General features: G+C 32.7%; 14 protein-coding genes. 6 read left to right on the forward strand and 8 right to left on the reverse strand.

The genetic code is table 11. The annotated features are described in order from the left end of the window. The first annotated feature begins 16 nt into the window (after positions 1-16). On the forward strand, positions 17-3,967 hold the full coding sequence (locus LL966_RS06465) for a hybrid sensor histidine kinase/response regulator transcription factor (RefSeq protein WP_229351393.1): 3,951 nt from the start codon (positions 17-19) through the stop codon (positions 3,965-3,967). A gap of 129 nt (positions 3,968-4,096) precedes the next feature. On the opposite strand, the gene LL966_RS06470 is transcribed toward LL966_RS06465, so the two are convergent. The 5 genes from LL966_RS06470 to LL966_RS06490 all read right to left on the reverse strand — a co-directional run bounded on the left by LL966_RS06470 (position 4,097) and on the right by LL966_RS06490 (position 8,510). Continuing rightward, a complete protein-coding gene (locus tag LL966_RS06470) occupies positions 4,097-4,804 on the reverse strand; it encodes a LytR/AlgR family response regulator transcription factor (protein ID WP_229351395.1) in 708 nt (235 codons plus the stop codon). Beyond that, complete coding sequence (locus LL966_RS06475; protein ID WP_229351396.1) at positions 4,804-5,829, reverse strand: sensor histidine kinase; 1,026 nt, start codon at positions 5,827-5,829, stop codon at positions 4,804-4,806. Before LL966_RS06475 ends, LL966_RS06470 begins: the two co-directional genes overlap by 1 nt. 184 nt (positions 5,830-6,013) lie before the next feature. Continuing rightward, on the reverse strand, positions 6,014-6,751 hold the full coding sequence (locus LL966_RS06480; RefSeq protein WP_229351398.1) for a CPBP family intramembrane glutamic endopeptidase: 738 nt from the start codon (positions 6,749-6,751) through the stop codon (positions 6,014-6,016). A 213-nt stretch (positions 6,752-6,964) separates the two neighbouring features. Then, positions 6,965-7,351, reverse strand: a complete 387-nt coding sequence (locus LL966_RS06485; protein ID WP_229351401.1) for a DoxX family protein — start codon at positions 7,349-7,351, stop codon at positions 6,965-6,967. A 145-nt stretch (positions 7,352-7,496) separates the two neighbouring features. Then, a complete protein-coding gene (locus tag LL966_RS06490) occupies positions 7,497-8,510 on the reverse strand; it encodes a zinc-binding alcohol dehydrogenase family protein (RefSeq protein WP_229351403.1) in 1,014 nt (337 codons plus the stop codon). A gap of 271 nt (positions 8,511-8,781) precedes the next feature. Here LL966_RS06490 and LL966_RS06495 point away from each other — a divergent pair, with 271 nt between their 5' ends. Then, on the forward strand, positions 8,782-9,342 hold the full coding sequence (locus LL966_RS06495; protein ID WP_229351404.1) for a GNAT family N-acetyltransferase: 561 nt from the start codon (positions 8,782-8,784) through the stop codon (positions 9,340-9,342). 217 nt (positions 9,343-9,559) lie between these two features. Continuing rightward, positions 9,560-9,994, forward strand: coding sequence for a DoxX family membrane protein (locus LL966_RS06500; protein ID WP_229351406.1), 435 nt, complete (start codon positions 9,560-9,562; stop codon positions 9,992-9,994). 114 nt (positions 9,995-10,108) lie between these two features. On the opposite strand, the gene LL966_RS06505 is transcribed toward LL966_RS06500, so the two are convergent. Both LL966_RS06505 and LL966_RS06510 read right to left on the reverse strand, forming a co-directional pair. Then, complete coding sequence (locus LL966_RS06505) at positions 10,109-10,612, reverse strand: hypothetical protein (RefSeq protein WP_229351409.1); 504 nt, start codon at positions 10,610-10,612, stop codon at positions 10,109-10,111. 99 nt (positions 10,613-10,711) lie between these two features. Continuing rightward, positions 10,712-11,575, reverse strand: a complete 864-nt coding sequence (locus tag LL966_RS06510; protein ID WP_229351412.1) for a helix-turn-helix domain-containing protein — start codon at positions 11,573-11,575, stop codon at positions 10,712-10,714. Between the two features lie 306 nt (positions 11,576-11,881). Between LL966_RS06510 and LL966_RS06515 the strand changes: the two genes are divergently transcribed. The 3 genes from LL966_RS06515 (at position 11,882) to LL966_RS06525 (ending at position 14,219) form a co-directional block, all read left to right on the forward strand. After that, positions 11,882-12,718, forward strand: a complete 837-nt coding sequence (locus LL966_RS06515) for a sulfite exporter TauE/SafE family protein (RefSeq protein WP_229351414.1) — start codon at positions 11,882-11,884, stop codon at positions 12,716-12,718. Continuing rightward, complete coding sequence (locus LL966_RS06520) at positions 12,705-13,112, forward strand: DUF1634 domain-containing protein (RefSeq protein ID WP_229351416.1); 408 nt, start codon at positions 12,705-12,707, stop codon at positions 13,110-13,112. Before LL966_RS06515 ends, LL966_RS06520 begins: the two co-directional genes overlap by 14 nt. Before the next feature lie 84 nt (positions 13,113-13,196). Next, positions 13,197-14,219 carry an LLM class flavin-dependent oxidoreductase gene (locus LL966_RS06525; protein WP_229351418.1) on the forward strand — a complete coding sequence of 341 codons (1,023 nt, stop codon included), beginning with the start codon at positions 13,197-13,199 and terminating at the stop codon, positions 14,217-14,219. Between the two features lie 277 nt (positions 14,220-14,496). On the opposite strand, the gene LL966_RS06530 is transcribed toward LL966_RS06525, so the two are convergent. After that, positions 14,497-16,935 carry a TonB-dependent receptor gene (locus LL966_RS06530; RefSeq protein WP_229351420.1) on the reverse strand — a complete coding sequence of 813 codons (2,439 nt, stop codon included), beginning with the start codon at positions 16,933-16,935 and terminating at the stop codon, positions 14,497-14,499. Positions 16,936-17,123: the final 188 nt, after the last annotated feature.

Below are 17,123 nucleotides of genomic sequence, written 5' to 3' on the forward strand. Positions count from 1 at the left end.
CATAAAAAAGACAACTATGCGTAAATTCTTTCTTTTTTTATCTCTTAGTATTTTTTCGATAAATTTTTCGAATGCTCAAGAGTATTATTTTAAACATTTTCAGGTTGAAGAAGGTCTTTCTAACAATACTGTTTTAACCTCAATACAAGATAATGATGGCTTTATGTGGTTTGGAACTAAAGATGGTCTGAATCGTTTTGACGGTTATCGTTTTAAAACGTATCGAAGCAATGGCGACCCGATTCATAGTTTAGGAAGCAATTACATACAGTCTATGCATGAATATAATGGTACTATTTGGGTAGGAACTGATAAAGGTTTGTATCATTATGATAAAAAGCAAGATCGTTTTACCGTGTTAAACGAAGCCATCAATGATCGTATCAATGATATCAATCACGATCAAAAAGGCAACATTTGGTTTCTTTCTGGCAACATTCTGTATAAGTATGCACCAAAAAAGAAAGAAACAACTACTTATAACACCAACAAATATTTCCCTACTACTTCTATCGCGCGCGATCCCAAAGGAGAAATTTGGGCTTCTTCATACAATAAAATCTATCATTATTCTGAAGAAAACCTTTCTTTCGAGAATTTTCCTTTAAATCCACCAGCTAATAAAGCTAATTTTAGAATTACTATCATTTTTGTTATCGATAATGAAAATATTGCAATCGGAACGCAAGATCACGGAATTCTGGTTTATAATCGAAAAACAAAATTGACTAGCGAATTGAAATTTGACGTTAAAGAACCTGTTTTTGTTCGTCAGTTTAAGAAAAGAGGAAATGACGAACTTTGGATTGCAAGCGAATCTGGTGTTTATGTTTATAATCTAAAAACTAAAACCGCTGTTAATCTTACAAAGAATTACAATGATCCCTACGCGATTTCAGATAACGCATCCTACTCTATTACGATTGATAAAGAAGACGGAATTTGGATTGGAACTTATTTTGGAGGAATTAATTACCATCAAAAACAATACACACAGTTTAAGAAGTATTTTCCGCAGAAAGGTCAAAATTCTATTAGCGGAAGCGCTGTCCGTGAAATTCATAAAGATTCTCAAGGCGATTTATGGATCGGAACTGAAGACGCAGGTATCAATCGTTTTAATTTAAAAACGAAAAAATTTACCTCTTACCTCCCAAACGGAACAAAAAATGGGGTTTCTTACTATAATATTCATGCTTTAATGCCTAGAAAAGACAAAATCTGGATTGGAACTTTTGAACATGGCTTAGATGTTTTAGACCGAAATTCTGGCGCAGTTGTGAAACATTACAGCGCAAATGATCAGAAAAGCGGACTTCAGAGTAATTTTATTTTTTCTTTTTATGAAATGAAAAATAACGATTTGATTGTCGTTACCACAAGAGGATTGTATCGATACAATGAACAAGCTGATAATTTTGAAATACTGAAATTCTTTCCAGAAACCTATCATTACACTAATTTTAAAGAAGATAGCGACGGTAATCTTTGGGCTGGAAGTTATCGAGATGGGCTTTTATTTTACAATCCGAAAACAAAGAAAAAAGAGGTTTTTATTTATGATTATAAAAATCCGAAAAGCATTAGCAACAATACCATTAACACGATTTTTGAAGATAGTTCTAATAATTTGTGGATAGCTACAGAAAATGGTTTAAATCTGGTTGATCGAAAAACACACGCTTTTAAAAAATTTACCACCAAAAACGGAATGCCAAGTAATGTTTTCTATTCTATTTTAGAAGATGATACTAAAAATCTTTGGCTTACAACCTCAAAAGGTTTGGTGAAATTTGGTCCCGATCATAAAACGATTAAGATTTTCACCACCGCAAATGGTTTATTGAGCGATCAGTTCAATTACAATTCTGCTTTTGAAGATACAAATGGAGATATGTATTTTGGAAATTTGAACGGAATGATCAGTTTTAATCCGAAACATTTTAGCAAAAACAAATACACGCCTTTTATTTACATTACTAATCTTCAGATTAATAATAAGGACATCGAAGTAAACAGCCCCGACTCGCCTATTGCCCAATCTATTTCGTTTCTTGATGAATTAGAATTAAACAATAACCAGTCGTCTTTTAATCTCGAATTTGCCTCTTTAAACTACACCGCACCGGAATTGACCGAATATTGGTATCAGTTAGAAAACGTTAATAATGACTGGGTTTATTTGGGAAGAAACAACAAAGTTTTCTTTACCGAACTCGCGCCTGGAGATTATGTTTTTAAAGTAAAATCGCTGAATAGTTTTGGTGTTTGGAGTAAAGAAGTAAAACTCAAAATTAGAATTCTGCCTCCGTTTTACGCCAGTACTTACGCGTATCTGCTGTATTTCTTGTTAATCTGTGCCGGTTTTTATTACATCATTCGTTATTCGCAGAATCTTACTCAGATTAAAAATAACCGTAAAATAAAGCATTTAAATGACGAAAAAGAGAAAGAAATCTATCAGGCTAAAATTGACTTTTTTACAAATGTAGCGCACGAAATTAGAACGCCTTTGACTTTGATTAAAGGTCCACTAGAAAAACTTTTAGGTTTAAATCATGAATTGGAAGAAGTGCCACAACATCTTTCTATAATGAAGAAAAACACCTCACGTTTATTGAAATTGGTGAATGAATTACTCGATTTTAGAAAATCTGAAATTGGCGGTTTGAAATTGACTTTCGTCGAAGCGAATATTTCTTCAATGGTTCGGAATTTCCATTTGAGATTCAGCCAGTTAATTGAAGAACGCCAATTGGAATTTGAATTAGAGTTGGGAGAAAAAGACATTCACGCTTTTGTTGACAAGGAAGCATTTAAAAAGATTTTGAGCAATTTAATCAATAATGCTATTAAATATTCCAACAAAAAAGTCTCTATTTCTTTGTTTAGAGATGAAAAGAAACTAACGCTAATTGTAAAAAATGACGGAAAAATTATTCCTAATCATTTAAAAAATAAAATTTTCGAACCCTTTTTTAGAGTTGATGAAAATAGCACGGCTTCAGGAACCGGAATTGGACTTTCGCTGGCACATTCGCTGGCGCAATTGCACAATGGAAGTTTAGAATTGGTTGCAGATTCTCAATACAATATTTTCGAATTGATTGTTCCGCTGCATCAAGAAGAAGAATTTATGTTTTACGCTGATTCAGAAAAAGAACAAACAGAAAACGAAAGTCCAAAAGAAGCAATTGAAATTAAGAACGAAAAAGCACAAATTTTGGTTGTAGAAGACAATGAAGATCTTTTGAGTTTCATAACAACAGAATTGGCTAATACGTATGCCATTTTAAAAGCAGAAAATGGTGAAGAAGCATTAAAAATTATTCATAATGAAAACATTCAGCTGGTAATTTCAGATGTTACCATGCCAATTATGGACGGAATTACGATGTGTAAAAAGATCAAAACAAATCTTGAAACTAGTCATATTCCAGTAATTTTATTGACCGCTAAAAACTCCTTAAAATCACAAATTGACGGACTTGAAGTTGGTGCCGATGCCTATGTCGCAAAACCTTTTTCGATGGATTATTTAAAAGTGCAGGCTAATAACTTAATTGAAAACAGAAGACAAATCATGAATTATTATGCGAGTTCTCCGCTTTCTCATATTAAAAGCATTGCGCACAATAAAACAGACGAGAAATTCTTGAAAAAATTAGACGATGAAATTCTTAAAAACATTACAGATCAAGATTTAAGCGTTGAATCTTTAGCTGAAATCATGAATATGAGCCGTTCGACTTTATACAGAAAAATTAAGGATATTACCAATCTGAGTCCGAACGAACTAATCAATATTGTCCGCCTTAAAAGAGCTGCAGAATTGTTATTAAACGAAAACTATAAAATGTACGAAATCGCAGAAATGGTTGGTTACAAATCGCAAACCAGTTTTGGTAGAAATTTTCAAAAACACTTCAATATGTCACCGTCGGAATATATTCAGGCAAACAGATAATGTGTTAATGTGTCAATTAGATAATGTGTCAATTAGATAATGTGTCAATTAGATAATGTGCCAATTAGATAATTAGATAATGTAAACAGTTGACAAATTATCTAATTGACACATTATCTAATTTTCTAATTATTTAATTCCCAGCAACTGATACAATTCATCTTTTTTATTGAGAGCTGCAGAAATAGTTTTGCCGTCAATCAATTCAATCCTATTTCCGTTCAAACTTCTAACGGCTTCTAAATTCATGATAAAAGATCGCTGAACGCGAAAGAACATAGGGAGTTTAAGTACTTCTTCCATAGCTTTTAAAGTTCCCAAAGTGGTATACGAAGCACCATTAATTACAAATTTCAAATAATCTCCTTGCGCTTCTACATAAATAATTTCATTCAATAAAATCTTAATCAATTTTCCATCTGATTTGATAAAAATGCGATCCGAATTAATTTGATGAACTGAAGTTGTTTTCTTTAACGAAAGATATTCTTTAGCTCGATTCACAGCTTTCAGAAAACGATCAAAACGAACAGGTTTTAAAAGATAATCTGATGCGCCAGTTTCAAATCCTTCTAAAGCAAAATTTCGGTGTGCAGTAATAAATATAATTACTGGAGCATTGGTTAGAGATTGTGCCAATTCTAAGCCGTTGAATTTAGGCATTTCAATATCACTGAAAACAACATCTATTTCATTTTCTTCCAGATAAATCAAAGCCTTTGCAGCTTCTCCAAAAGACGCTTTTAATTCTAAAAAAGGAACCTCGGCAATAAAAGATTCGATAATATCTCTTGCAATTGGTTCGTCATCAACGATAATGCATTTCAAGTTTTCCATTATTTTCTTAAAACGATTTTTAAATCTACTTTAAACGAGTTTTCTCGTCGTATAATTTCTAATTCGTATTGATTTGGATAAAGCAATTCTAATCGTTTACGGGCATTTTCTACTCCTATTCCACCAAAACGAGAATCACCTGCCACTTCTTCCGAATCATTTTCTAAACTAAACCAAAAAGTATTGTTTTCAATCTTAATATCCAGTTTTATAAAGGCATTTTTGCTTTTTAAACCATACTTGAAAGCATTTTCAATGAAAGTAAAAGTCAACAATGGAGCTACAAAAAGTCCAGCCGTTTGTCCTTCAATATGAACCTGAATATCAGTTTCTTCAGCATAACGCATTTTTTCTAAAGCGATATAATTTGTAATGAAATCTAATTCTTTTTCTAAACGAACAATATCAGTATTCGATTCGTAAAGCGTATAACTCATAATATCCGAAAGGTTCAGAATTAGTTCTGGTGCTAAATTATCTTTCCTAACCGTTAATCCGTAAAGATTATTTAAGGTATTAAATAGAAAATGTGGATTTAATTGTGCTTTTAAAAAGTCTTTTTCAATTTGAATATTTTGAATTTCTAAAGCCATTTTCTCTCTTTCAATCTGAAATTTATTGTGATAAAGTTTTGCAATTTCAACCAAAATCTTAGCGAAACAAAAAGGCGAAAGAAGCGAGATAATTATGATGGTTTGAGAAAGCATTCTTTTTAGTGAAACTGCCTCTAGAAAGCTTTGTTGTGCACTCATTTTGATTACTCCCTTTAATTCTCCGAAAGTAATTTCGAGTCCCAAAGCATTATAAAACAACGAAATAAAATACGTAACGGCCATCCAAACAAAAATAGAAAGCGGAAAAAGAAATACTAAAAGAATTATGATTCGAGTTTTGTTTCCCGAAAAAATCTTAGGAAGCAAAAGATAAAAAATCATATAAAACACAATAATATTAACCAATGCCATTCTAATAGTGAGCAAAACTGCATCAATATAAACTAAATGATAACCTATTACGTAACTCAAAAACAATAATATAGAAAACCCAAACCACATGAAAATGTGCAGCAAGATTCGATTTCTTTTATTAAAAAAATGATCAAAATTTAAAGAAGCAATTTTGTCTAAAAAATATCCTGAAGTTGATGTGGTATTTGGCATGTAATATAAACGTAAAACAGTTTCAAATATAACTTTAATTTGGCAGGTTTTATAAAATTCTAATAATCGCATTGATTAAATTAATGGTGTTATGGCCTAGAACAGAATAAATAAGATTACCAGAAAACTGCCTTAAAACACCAACACTAAATGACGATATTAAGGTTAAATAAACTATTGTTAGAACGTCAAACTTCAAATGAAAATCTTGATCTAGAACTGCACCGTGAGAAACTCCAAATAAAATGGTTACGATTACAAAAGACCACCCAAATTGTATGCCTCGATAGTTCCATTTTGGAGCAAAAGCTTTATCTAAAAGCCATAGACAGATTCCTCTAAAAAGAATTTCCTCTGTTAAACCCGGCATTGTTGCCTGAAAAAGAAAGGTTTCTAAATGGAATGTTCCGCCTTTAGGAAATAAAATGAGTTTAAAAATAATATCAAACAAAGTAAATCCGAAGAAAACCAATAATCCAAATTTTAATTGTTTTCTGGAATTAGTTTTAGAAGTAAATCCGATTTTGATTCTTTCTTCTTTTGAAACTGAAAAGATAATAATCAAACCAAGAATTAAACTTAGAATTTTTCCAGACCAATTGAATTTTAAATCTAAAAAATCCAAATTAATAAGTTGTTTTCCTGAAGCTTGCAAAAATACATCGACAAGAAAATAAAGAATAAAAAAAGCTAAATATTTAAAGTTTGTTTTTTCTGTTTTAAAATGAGCAATAATGATGAAAGGAGCAATTAAAAAGATCCAAAGAAGTGGCGTAAATAATGACATAATTTTGATTTTTAAAGGTTTAATTTGAATCAAAAGTATATCGAGAGTGTATAAATTAAAATTGTGATCGGTAGAATATATTATCTGTTCGGTGAAAATGTAATTTTATCCGATAAAGTAAATTTCTACATAAAAAAAGGGTTCAAAGTAAAACTTTAAACCCTATAATAAAATCTTAGAAACTTAGTATCTTAGAAACTTTAGCAACTTAAATTAATCCCACTGATTCTTACTAGAAACCGCATATTTACCAGCTCCAGTAAAGAACAAAGCAAGCGCTCCGAAAAGGTAAAGTGCTAATAATTCTAAAGCATAACCTCCGTGCTCGCTGATTGTGAAAATTTCTTGTGCGTGAGCTGTAGCAACTGCCACAACACAAGTTACAGCAAGAAGAACTGCGGCAATTCTAGCTCTAAATCCAATTAGGATAGCGATTGGCGCTAGAACTTCACCAATATAAACGGCATATCCAAATGCTCCCATATTATCTACAAGGAATGAAATTCCGTGAATCAGTTTAGAAACGCCATGAAAAAGCATTAATCCACCAGTGCTTATGCGTAAAAGCAATAATCCAAGGTCTGTGTTTTTTGAAATCATAAATGATATTGTTTTAGGTTAAAATTTAAATACAATTTGGCTTGTTAGGCAACTAAAATACAAAAATTTGCTTTCCTAAAACAATATTATTTAAAGTAGTTCTAAATAACCTTTTCTAAGCTATCTAGATTGGCATTTTTATCGCTTAATATTTTATAGCAATCTTTCCAATTGTTCTTCCAGATTCTAAGAGTTCATGTGCTTTTTTAAGATTTTCGGCTGTAACTCCATCTAAAGTCGTGTTTAATGTCGTTTTCAATATTCCGTCATCTAACAAATCAGCAACAATATTTAGAATGTTATGCTGTTCGACCATATCTTCTGTCTGATACATAGAACGTGTGTACATCAATTCCCAAGAAAAAGAAACACTTTTACTTTTTAGTTTTGTTAATGCAACAGGTTCTGCACTTCCTGTAATGGAGGCAATATGGCCTTGCGGCTTAATTAGTTCGACCATTGTATCCCAATAGGCATTGGTATCTACAAAATCTAGAATAAAGTCAACATGCTCAAAACCAGCTTCACGAACTGAAGAAACCAAATCTTTGTGGTCTACTACAAAATCGGCTCCTTGTTTTTTGCACCAATCCATTGTTTCAGAACGCGACGCTGTTGCAATAACAGTTAAACCCGCTATTTTCTTAGCCAATTGAATCGCAATCGAACCTACTCCGCCTGCTCCTCCAATAATTAAAATTGATTTTCCTTTGTCTTTTTCTGCACTAATTCTAATTCTGTCAAATAAAATTTCCCAAGCTGTTAAAGCTGTTAACGGAATAACGGCAGCTTCTTCAACGCTTAAAGATTTTGGTTTTCTGCCCACAATTCTTTCGTCAATAATCTGAAATTCGGAATTACTTCCTGATTTTGTAATATCTCCTGCATAATAAACAGGATCACCGACTTCAAACAGAGTTACATCTTGTCCGACCGCTTGTACAATTCCTACAGCATCCCAACCAATGATTTTCGGCGTTTCTAAAACGGTATCTTTTGCACTATTTTGACGAATTTTAAAATCGACCGGATTTACCGAAATCGCATCAATTTTTACTAATAAATCATTTGGGCCAGGTATTGGTTTCACGGCTTCAAATTCGATAAAACTTTCTGGGTTTTCTATGGGTAATGAGGTTTTAAATCCTATTGCTTTCATGTTTTAAAATTTTGGTTTAAAATATACTAACAAAGATACAAGCTGTTTCAATTTTGGAATTGGTATATTTTTATACTATATCGGTAAAAATTCAGCATTTTTTTTATGTTATAAGATTCTAAGTTGTGGCGTTTTTTGTTTCAAGCTGATTTCGCAGATTTAAGCGGATTAAGCAGATTTATTAATTTTAAATCTTAGAAAATCTGCTAAAATCTTTTTCAATCTGCGTGAAAATATATTTATAAGTAAATTTGCTTTAAAATCATGAAAAATGAATATCAGAAAAGCCACAATATCCGATTCAAAACAAATTGCTCCTATATTATTATTAGCAATGGAAGATATCATTTATAAATTTATAGCGAAAGAAGAATACGCTTCCGCGAAAGACTTTTTGGAACATTTCATCGAAAGAGAAAACAATCAATATTCTTATCAAAATTGCTTTGTTGCAGAAGAAAATAATGAAATTATTGGCGCTGTCAATATTTATAAAGGTTCTGATATTGAAGCATTACGAAATCCGATAATTGAATTTGTAAGGAAAAATTATAATCCAGCATTTGATCCAGAATTTGAAACAAAGGACGGAGAATATTATATTGATTCTCTAGGCGTAAATCCAAACCATCAAGGAAAAGGAATTGGTTCTAAATTACTTCAGTTTTTAATTGCCGAATATGTCCATAAAAACAAACAGACATTAGGATTATTGGTTGAAGAAGATAATCCGCTGGCCAAAAACCTTTATTTAAAACTCGGATTTAATGTTGTGGGAAGAAAAACTTTGGTTGGAAAAAAGTTGGATCATCTTCAAATAAGTCTGAAATAAAGCCTTTTTTGCCGAAATGATAAATCAGGAAATCATAATTTGAAAACAATCAAAAAACAGTTTAAATAATTTTTGTCGGCTTTTTAAGCATTTAATCGATAATTTTAAACAATTTGAAGTTCATTCTGTCGTTATTACAAAATGACCGGACGATTTTCTTTTACTTTTAAAAAAGAAATTCGTTTAATGAAATCGAAATAAAAAATTAATAATTAGAATGAAAAACATAACCATACTAGAAGCAGGTTTAATTTTAAGAATAGTTTTAGCAATCACAATGCTTTCGGATGTAGCGGATCGATTTGGAATTTGGGGAGCACCTGGCTCCAATAGTGTTGCTTGGGGAAATTGGGAAAACTTCATTATCTATACTAATACTTTAAATCCTTACGCAAATAAAGCAACAGCAGAAATTCTAGGCGGAATCGCTACTTTTTTAGAAATTTTATTGAGTTTATTATTGCTTTTCGGATTTAAAACCAGACTTGCAGCTTTAGGAACTGCTTTTTTATTGTTCTTCTTTGGTTTTGCAATGGCCGTTTCTGTTTCAGTAAAAGCACCTTTCGATTATTCGGTTTGGACAAGTGCGGCGGCGGCTTTACTACTTGCCAATATTGGTAAAACATCTTATGCCGTTGACAATAGGATATAGTTTTTTAGGTTGATGTTTTTTGTTTGATAAGTTAAAAATTTTTCGCTAACAACCATCAACCAAAAACCAAAAACCATCAACCATCAACCATCAACCATCAACCTAAAAAATAAATCAGTTCACATTTTTTCGGAAATAAATTCGTTTCGGAAATTGATTTTTAGTGCTTTCTTGCCAATCAAATTCTTCGTAGTTTAATGATCGTAGCATATCAATCAAATCAGTATCTACGGCAAAAACGCTCACCCAAATTAAATCGTGTTTTCGCTGAGAAGCAATTTCTTCAGCACGTTTAATAAGCGCTTTTAAATCTTCTTCATCAAAATAAACAATCTCACTCAGATTTATTGCTTTTGATACTCCAAGGTTTTCATTTCGAATTCTCGACGAATCTAATTTTAAATACGATTGTGGAGTTTCGTCAAGATAAGCCATTAAAATCTCGATAGAAAAATCGTTCTGAATTCGAAACAACTCCTTTTTAGAAAGATGCTGTTCGGCATATTTTTCTCCTAAATCTTTTTGCTTAAATAAATTGGTATAGAATTGAACGGCCTTTTCTTCCATCCAAAAGACATTATCGTTGATTATGACAACAAATTTTGCAATTTTACTCATTTCTTTTCTTTAAAAATAAAAAGCAAAATTGCACCGAATGTTGGTCAAAAAAAAGAGCGAAACGGCTTCTATATTGTGCAAAATGTCATCAAAATGATTTTAATCGACCTGTTTTTTTCGATATTCTAAAGGCGAAATACCTTCATAGTTTTTAAAAAACCTTCCAAAAATAGATTGATCAGAAAAATGAAGTAAATCGCTTATCTGATTGATTGACATTTTTTTATTCTGCAACAAAACTTTAGCTTCCAAAATTACCATTTCACTAATCCAATCACTAGCCGTTTTTCCGCTATGTTTTTTGATGACTTCAGACAAATATTTTCGGCTTACATTTAATTCATCTGCATAATGCTGTACGGTTCTGAAATTCATAAAGTCTTTAAAAAGAAGTTCTTTAAACTTTTCATATAAAGGATTTTGTACTTCCGAGGCAATTTTTTCTTTCTGAATACCATCAATTTCATAAATTAAAATGTACAAATAACTTCTCAAAATAGAGGCTTGATGCTTCGACTGATCTTCTGACACTTCTTTGATCAAGCTAAAAATACGTTCAAACTTGCTTTCATCTGTTTTGACGAGTGGAAATGTATTGTTATCACTATTTTCAAAAAAAACATATTGTGTTAGAAAAAATACATTTGCTTGATTTTCTAGAAAAAACTGTGGTTTAAAAAATAATATATCGATTAGAATTTCATCCTCATTTTTAGAAAAACTTCTTATTACGGAAGGTCCTAAAGCAATAATAGCTGGAGCATGAACTACTTTTGTTTCGAGCCCAGTATGCATTATTATACTTCCTTTTCTTAGAAACTCAATTGCATAGCTTTCGGCACGATAAGGCTCGCTTATATAAGGATGCTCGCTAGTCTCGATATAGAAGTACTCTTTCTGATCTGCATACGAAAATAAACTCTTGTGATGCGTTAAGGAATATGTGAGTATTTTATTCTTCAATACTGCTGTTTTAGTAATCGTTATGGTTTCAAATATACCTTTTTTTTAGTATTCAGTTTTTTAGTAATCAGTCGCAGTATTCAGTCTCAGTTGCAGTCTTTGCGGTAAGAACGGCTAGCTTTGTCAAAGTTTGAAACTTTGACAAAGCTTCTAGACTCTAAAACTACCTGAGACCACCGAGACTGAATACTGCGACTGAAAACTAAAAACTGATCACTGAAAATTTTTTAAGCTATATTTAAGGTCATAAAGCTGTTTCGAACAAATTTGTATTCGTAAATTAGCAGATACAAAAACATATCTTAAATGACAATACTTACCTTTACGCTGATTATGATTCTGGGAGCTTTTTTAGCTGGCTTTATCGGTTCATTATCAGGCTTGGGAGGTGGAATTATTATCATTCCGCTTCTTACCATTATTCTTGGTGTCGACATTCATTATGCTATTGGAGCTGCTTTAGTCTCCGTAATTGCAACCTCTTCTGGCTCTGCAGCAGCTTATGTAAAAGAAGGAATTACCAATATGAGAATGGGAATTTTTCTTGAAATCGCCACCACTATCGGAGCCGTTTGCGGTGCATTACTTTCTACCGTTGCTCCTACTTCGTTTATAGCCGTTTTATTCGGTTTAACGCTAATTTTTTCTGCTATTAATTCGCTTCGAAAGAAAGAAGAACACATTGTATTAGAATCTAGTCCGCTGGCCAAAAAGCTTAAATTAGAAGGAACTTATCCAACACACGATGGTCAAGTTGTAAAATACGGAACTAAAAATGTTCTTGGTGGTTTCAGCATGATGGGAATTGCAGGAATGATGTCTGGATTACTAGGAATTGGTTCTGGCGCTTTTAAAGTAATTGCGATGGACAATATCATGAGAGTTCCGTTTAAGGTTTCGACTACAACGAGTAATTTCATGATGGGTGTTACGGCAATGGCGAGTTCTGTAATATATATTCAAAAAGGCTATATTGAGCCCGGAATTTGTATGCCTGTTGTCATTGGCGTTTTATTTGGAGCAATGGCTGGTGCTAAAATTTTAGTACGAACCAATCCGAAGAAATTGAGAATCTTTTTTGCTTGTCTGATTTTTGTTTTGGCAGTAAATATGATTTATAACGGACTAAATGGAAAAATCTAATATGGTACAAGAAGAAAAATTTGGAGAAAAAGATTTTCAAACCATCATCGGAAACTTACTTCGTTATGGCGTTTGGATTTCATTATCAGTAGCTTTTATTGGTGGAATCGTGTACTTAATTAATCACGGAAGCCAAATTGAAGATTATTCTGTTTTTAAAGAAAATGATCGTAATATATTCGAAGTAATTGCTGCTATTTATCAAGGAGCAATTCAGGGAGATGGAGCGTCGTTAATTTTTACAGGAATTATTTTATTGTTTTTAACACCCGTTTTACGTGTTTTACTTTCATTATTCTCTTTTTTATTAGAAAAAGATTATTTGTATGTTGGTATTACTTTAATCGTAATTCTCATTATTATTATAAGTATATCATTTGGTTTCTCACATTAATATTGCTTTAGGCTATAAGCTGTAGGCTTTAGGCTTCCTAAAATTGCTTACATCTTACAGCCTATAGCTTAAAGCTAAAAAAAAATGAAAATAGGTCTAGACAGTTTTGCTTCGGCAATGTACGGCGACAACAACACGCTGAGCAGTGTTGATGCCATGGAGCAGCTTTTACAGCGAATTGAATTTGCAGATCAGGTTGGTCTTGATGTTTTCGGAATTGGAGAACATCATAAAAAAGAATTTTTAGATTCTGCTACGGCTGTTATTCTGAGTGCAGCGGCGGCAAGAACAAAAAATATACGATTAGCTAGTGCCGTTTCTGTTTTAAGTGCGGCAGATCCTGTTAGAGTTTATCAAAGTTTTGCCACTTTAGATTTAATTTCAAAAGGAAGAGCAGAAATTGTTGTAGGACGTGGTTCTTCTATTGAAGCTTATCCTCTTTTTGGATATAATCTTAACGATTATGATGCACTGTTCAGCGAAAAATTAGAATTGCTTTTACAGATTCGAGATAATGAGTTTGTGACTTGGCAAGGAAAATTTCGCCCAGCTATTAATGATTTGCCAGTTTATCCGAGAGCTTTACAGCAAAAAATGCCTATTTGGCTTGGAGTTGGCGGAACACCAGAATCTTTTATAAGAGCTGGCTCGCTGGGTCTTCCGTTAATGGTAGCGGTTATTGGCGGACAAACGCATCGTTTTAAACCTTTAGTCGATTTATACCGTCAAGCTGGAAAAGCTGCAGGTTATAAACCCGAAGAACTAAAAGTAGGATTGCATTCGCCTGGTTATATTGGTGCAACTACAGAAAGCGCTATTGAAGATTATTATCCAGGTTATGCCGAATTATGGACAAAATTAGGATATGAAAGAGGCTGGCCACCTGTAACAAAAGGTAAATTTGATGGACTGATCGATGACTTAGGTGTTTTAATTGTTGGAAGTCCGGAACGTGCGGCAGAAAAAATTCTTCGTCATAGTGAAGCACTTGGAGGAGTTGACCGATTTACTTTTCAAATGGATAATGCTGGATTAAATCATAAACAATTAATGAATGCCATCGAATTAATTGGAACAAAATTGATTCCATTGATTAGGAAGGGATAATTTTTTTGCCACAGATTACACAGATTAAAAGGATTTCCATTAGAAATCGAATAACTTTCAGCTTTAGCCACATGAGAATATAGAACAAATATTAAAGGCTTTAGCCAAACTAGTGATGTTTGACTAAAGCCTTTTTAGAAACTTAATTTATTTACCTCCAGTTAAAACTCGAGGCAATTAAAAAATTCCTGAAGCTTTGTTACTTTGTTACTTTGTCACTTTGTCACTTTGAGCCTTAGAATCTTAGCTTCTCAGTACCTCAGAACCTTCAAAAAAACTAAAGCTTATAAGTAACACCAACTCTAAAGTTTCTTGGAGCTTCAGTCTGCCAGTAATAAGCATTTAACCAGCTGTAGTATGAACCACTGTATAAATATTTATCTAAAATATTGAATACGTTTGCAGTAACTTTAAATTTACCTGTTTCATAAGATAAACCTCCGTCTAATTTAAAGTAAGAAGGTAATCTTTCTAATCCTGCACTCCAAGTATCTGTTTGGCGTCCGTCAAGGAAAGTTCCTCCAATAGAAGCTCCTAATCCCTTTAGTTTACCATTTTGAAGTGTATAATTTAACCATGCATTTGCGGTATGTTTTGCATAACCTGGCACAATATCACCCACCTTAATACCATTAGCTTGAGAAACATCTGGATCTATTTTAGTCACAGTTGATTCTGTAAAGGCATAATTTGCGATCAGATTTAGGCCATCAAAGATTTTTCCTCTCAAATCAAATTCAACACCACGCGCTCTTTTTTCACCTAGAACTATTTTATATTGTTCGTTTGGCTGATTATTAGGATCTGCCGTTAACTCATTCTTCTTTAAGATATTGTAAACAGATAAACTTGTATTCCAAGAACCATCAAACCAATCTTTCTTAATTCCAAATTCAACATTATTTCCTGTAAGAGGTTTTATATCACCATTTCTCACAACACCCGATTGAGGTGTAAAGGCTTGATCGTATAATCCGTAAACTGCAAAATCATCAGTAATAGAATAACTTAAACCGGCACGAGGTGTAATGTGGCTATCTTCAATTGGTTCTGCCTCATAGCTGCTAGTTTGGCTAATCCATGTATATCTTGCAGCAAGAGTCAATCTCATTTTATTCTCAAAAAAACCAAGTTCATCCTGAATATAACCAGCCGCATATTCTGAGCCATAAAGTCCTCCAGCTCTTTGGCTTAAAGGAGTATCGTGATCAAATTGCGGAAAACCATTCGATGGCGTTCCGTAATTTGGATTATAAACATTAAATGGATTATCAACAGTATCCAAATCATGAGATTGTCCCCAATCTGCCATATAATCTTTGCTTCCTAAATCGATACCAGCCAGTATTTTATGAGTAACATTGCCAGTATTGAATTTTCCGTTTACAAATACTTGTCCCAAATACATGTTGCTTTCTGCATCCCAAATACCAACATTTCTAATAATATCTCCATAAGCAAGATTTCCTTCAGGAACACCGTCAAAATCTCTATCAGCTGGACCTGGACCAACAACACCTGGCCAAGAGCTATATCCTTGCTGAATGTATTTAAAATAAGAAGTTTGTGCACTAAGTTTCCAGTTTTCGTCAAACTTATGTTCAAACTGAAGATATCCACTATGATCCTGAATATTGGTATCAGGTAATCCTGGCTGCGTCATTGTAAAACCAACTGGAAGAGTTGCATAACCTCCCGCTGCTGGTCCGAAAACGTAATAAGAACCAACCTCAGTCATATTAGCATACTGAAAATTATATTCTGCTGTAATTTTTGTTTTATCATCAATCTGATAAGAAAGTACAGGAGCAATTACATAACGGTTGTTTCTTTCAAATTGACGGTGAGAACCTTTGTTTTGTGCTGCTCCGTTAAATCTATAAAGCAATTTCCCTTTTTTATCTAATTTCCCGTCAAAGTCAACGCTTACTCTGTAAAAATCGTAGCTTCCGCCAAGCACACTCACTTCTCCTTTTGTAACTCCCGTTGGTTTTTTAGTTACTACATTGTATAAACCGCTTGGATCTCCGCTTGAAAGCATAAATCCTGCTGGTCCTTTTACAAACTCGATATGATCTACAAAACTCATGTCTTCTGTCAATGGTCCCCAGAAAGAAGAAACAACATTAAATCCATTTCTAAAAGCTTGAATTTGAGAACCTCTCATAGTAATATTAGTATATAAATCTCCCCAATGCTCCAAACGAACAGCACCACTCACGTTACGAATAACTCCATCGCTCATACTTGTAATCTGCTGATCTTTTAAAGTTTGAGCACTTACGATTTGAATATTTTGAGGAATTTCTAAAACTGGAGTCTGAAGACGTAATGACAAAGAAGGTTTGTCTTGCTTGTATTTATTCTTTTTAATAACAACTTCTTCAAGATCTTCCTGACTTTCTGAAAGCATAAAGTTTTTAATTGTAGTCTGTTTTGAACTTACCACAATACTTTCTTCAATTGGCTGAATACCTACTCCTTTTAAAAGAATAGTGTATGTTCCTGGTTTTATATTTTTAATTTCGTAATGTCCTGAAACACTAGTAACATCTGAATATTTTGTTCCTTTTAAAGTTACAGAAACATCTCCTGCAGGTTTATTTCCACTCAAGGAAACTTTTCCATTTATATTTCCAAGCTGCTGTCCAATCATACTTATTGAACTCAAAAACAACACGAAAAAATAAACTTTTGCATCAAAAATAATTTTCATTTTGGTTTGGTTTTAAATTTTATGCGACAAAAGTAAATTCAAAACTTAACTTTTCCAAATTATTTTTATTCATTCTAAATAAATATCACGATTTATAGTAAATTAGTAAGGAATTAAAATTCAAAAAAATACTTATGATGTATTTCCTTAGAAATTAATCTACATTAAGTCTATAAACCAGATTGTAT

This window comes from Flavobacterium chungbukense, assembly GCF_020805785.1.
Taxonomy (GTDB): Bacteria; Bacteroidota; Bacteroidia; order Flavobacteriales; family Flavobacteriaceae; genus Flavobacterium; species Flavobacterium chungbukense.

Excerpts from the sequence above, each read along its gene's own strand:
- LL966_RS06465 (WP_229351393.1), top strand. The coding sequence starts at position 17 with ATGCGTAAATTCTTTCTTTTTTTATCTCTTAGTATTTTTTCGATAAAT.
- LL966_RS06470 (WP_229351395.1), bottom strand. The coding sequence starts at position 4,804 with ATGGAAAACTTGAAATGCATTATCGTTGATGACGAACCAATTGCAAGA.
- LL966_RS06480 (WP_229351398.1), bottom strand. The coding sequence starts at position 6,751 with ATGTCATTATTTACGCCACTTCTTTGGATCTTTTTAATTGCTCCTTTC.
- LL966_RS06485 (WP_229351401.1), bottom strand. The coding sequence starts at position 7,351 with ATGATTTCAAAAAACACAGACCTTGGATTATTGCTTTTACGCATAAGC.
- LL966_RS06490 (WP_229351403.1), bottom strand. The coding sequence starts at position 8,510 with ATGAAAGCAATAGGATTTAAAACCTCATTACCCATAGAAAACCCAGAA.
- LL966_RS06495 (WP_229351404.1), top strand. The coding sequence starts at position 8,782 with ATGAATATCAGAAAAGCCACAATATCCGATTCAAAACAAATTGCTCCT.
- LL966_RS06500 (WP_229351406.1), top strand. The coding sequence starts at position 9,560 with ATGAAAAACATAACCATACTAGAAGCAGGTTTAATTTTAAGAATAGTT.
- LL966_RS06505 (WP_229351409.1), bottom strand. The coding sequence starts at position 10,612 with ATGAGTAAAATTGCAAAATTTGTTGTCATAATCAACGATAATGTCTTT.
- LL966_RS06515 (WP_229351414.1), top strand. The coding sequence starts at position 11,882 with ATGACAATACTTACCTTTACGCTGATTATGATTCTGGGAGCTTTTTTA.
- LL966_RS06520 (WP_229351416.1), top strand. The coding sequence starts at position 12,705 with ATGGAAAAATCTAATATGGTACAAGAAGAAAAATTTGGAGAAAAAGAT.
- LL966_RS06525 (WP_229351418.1), top strand. The coding sequence starts at position 13,197 with ATGAAAATAGGTCTAGACAGTTTTGCTTCGGCAATGTACGGCGACAAC.
- LL966_RS06530 (WP_229351420.1), bottom strand. The coding sequence starts at position 16,935 with ATGAAAATTATTTTTGATGCAAAAGTTTATTTTTTCGTGTTGTTTTTG.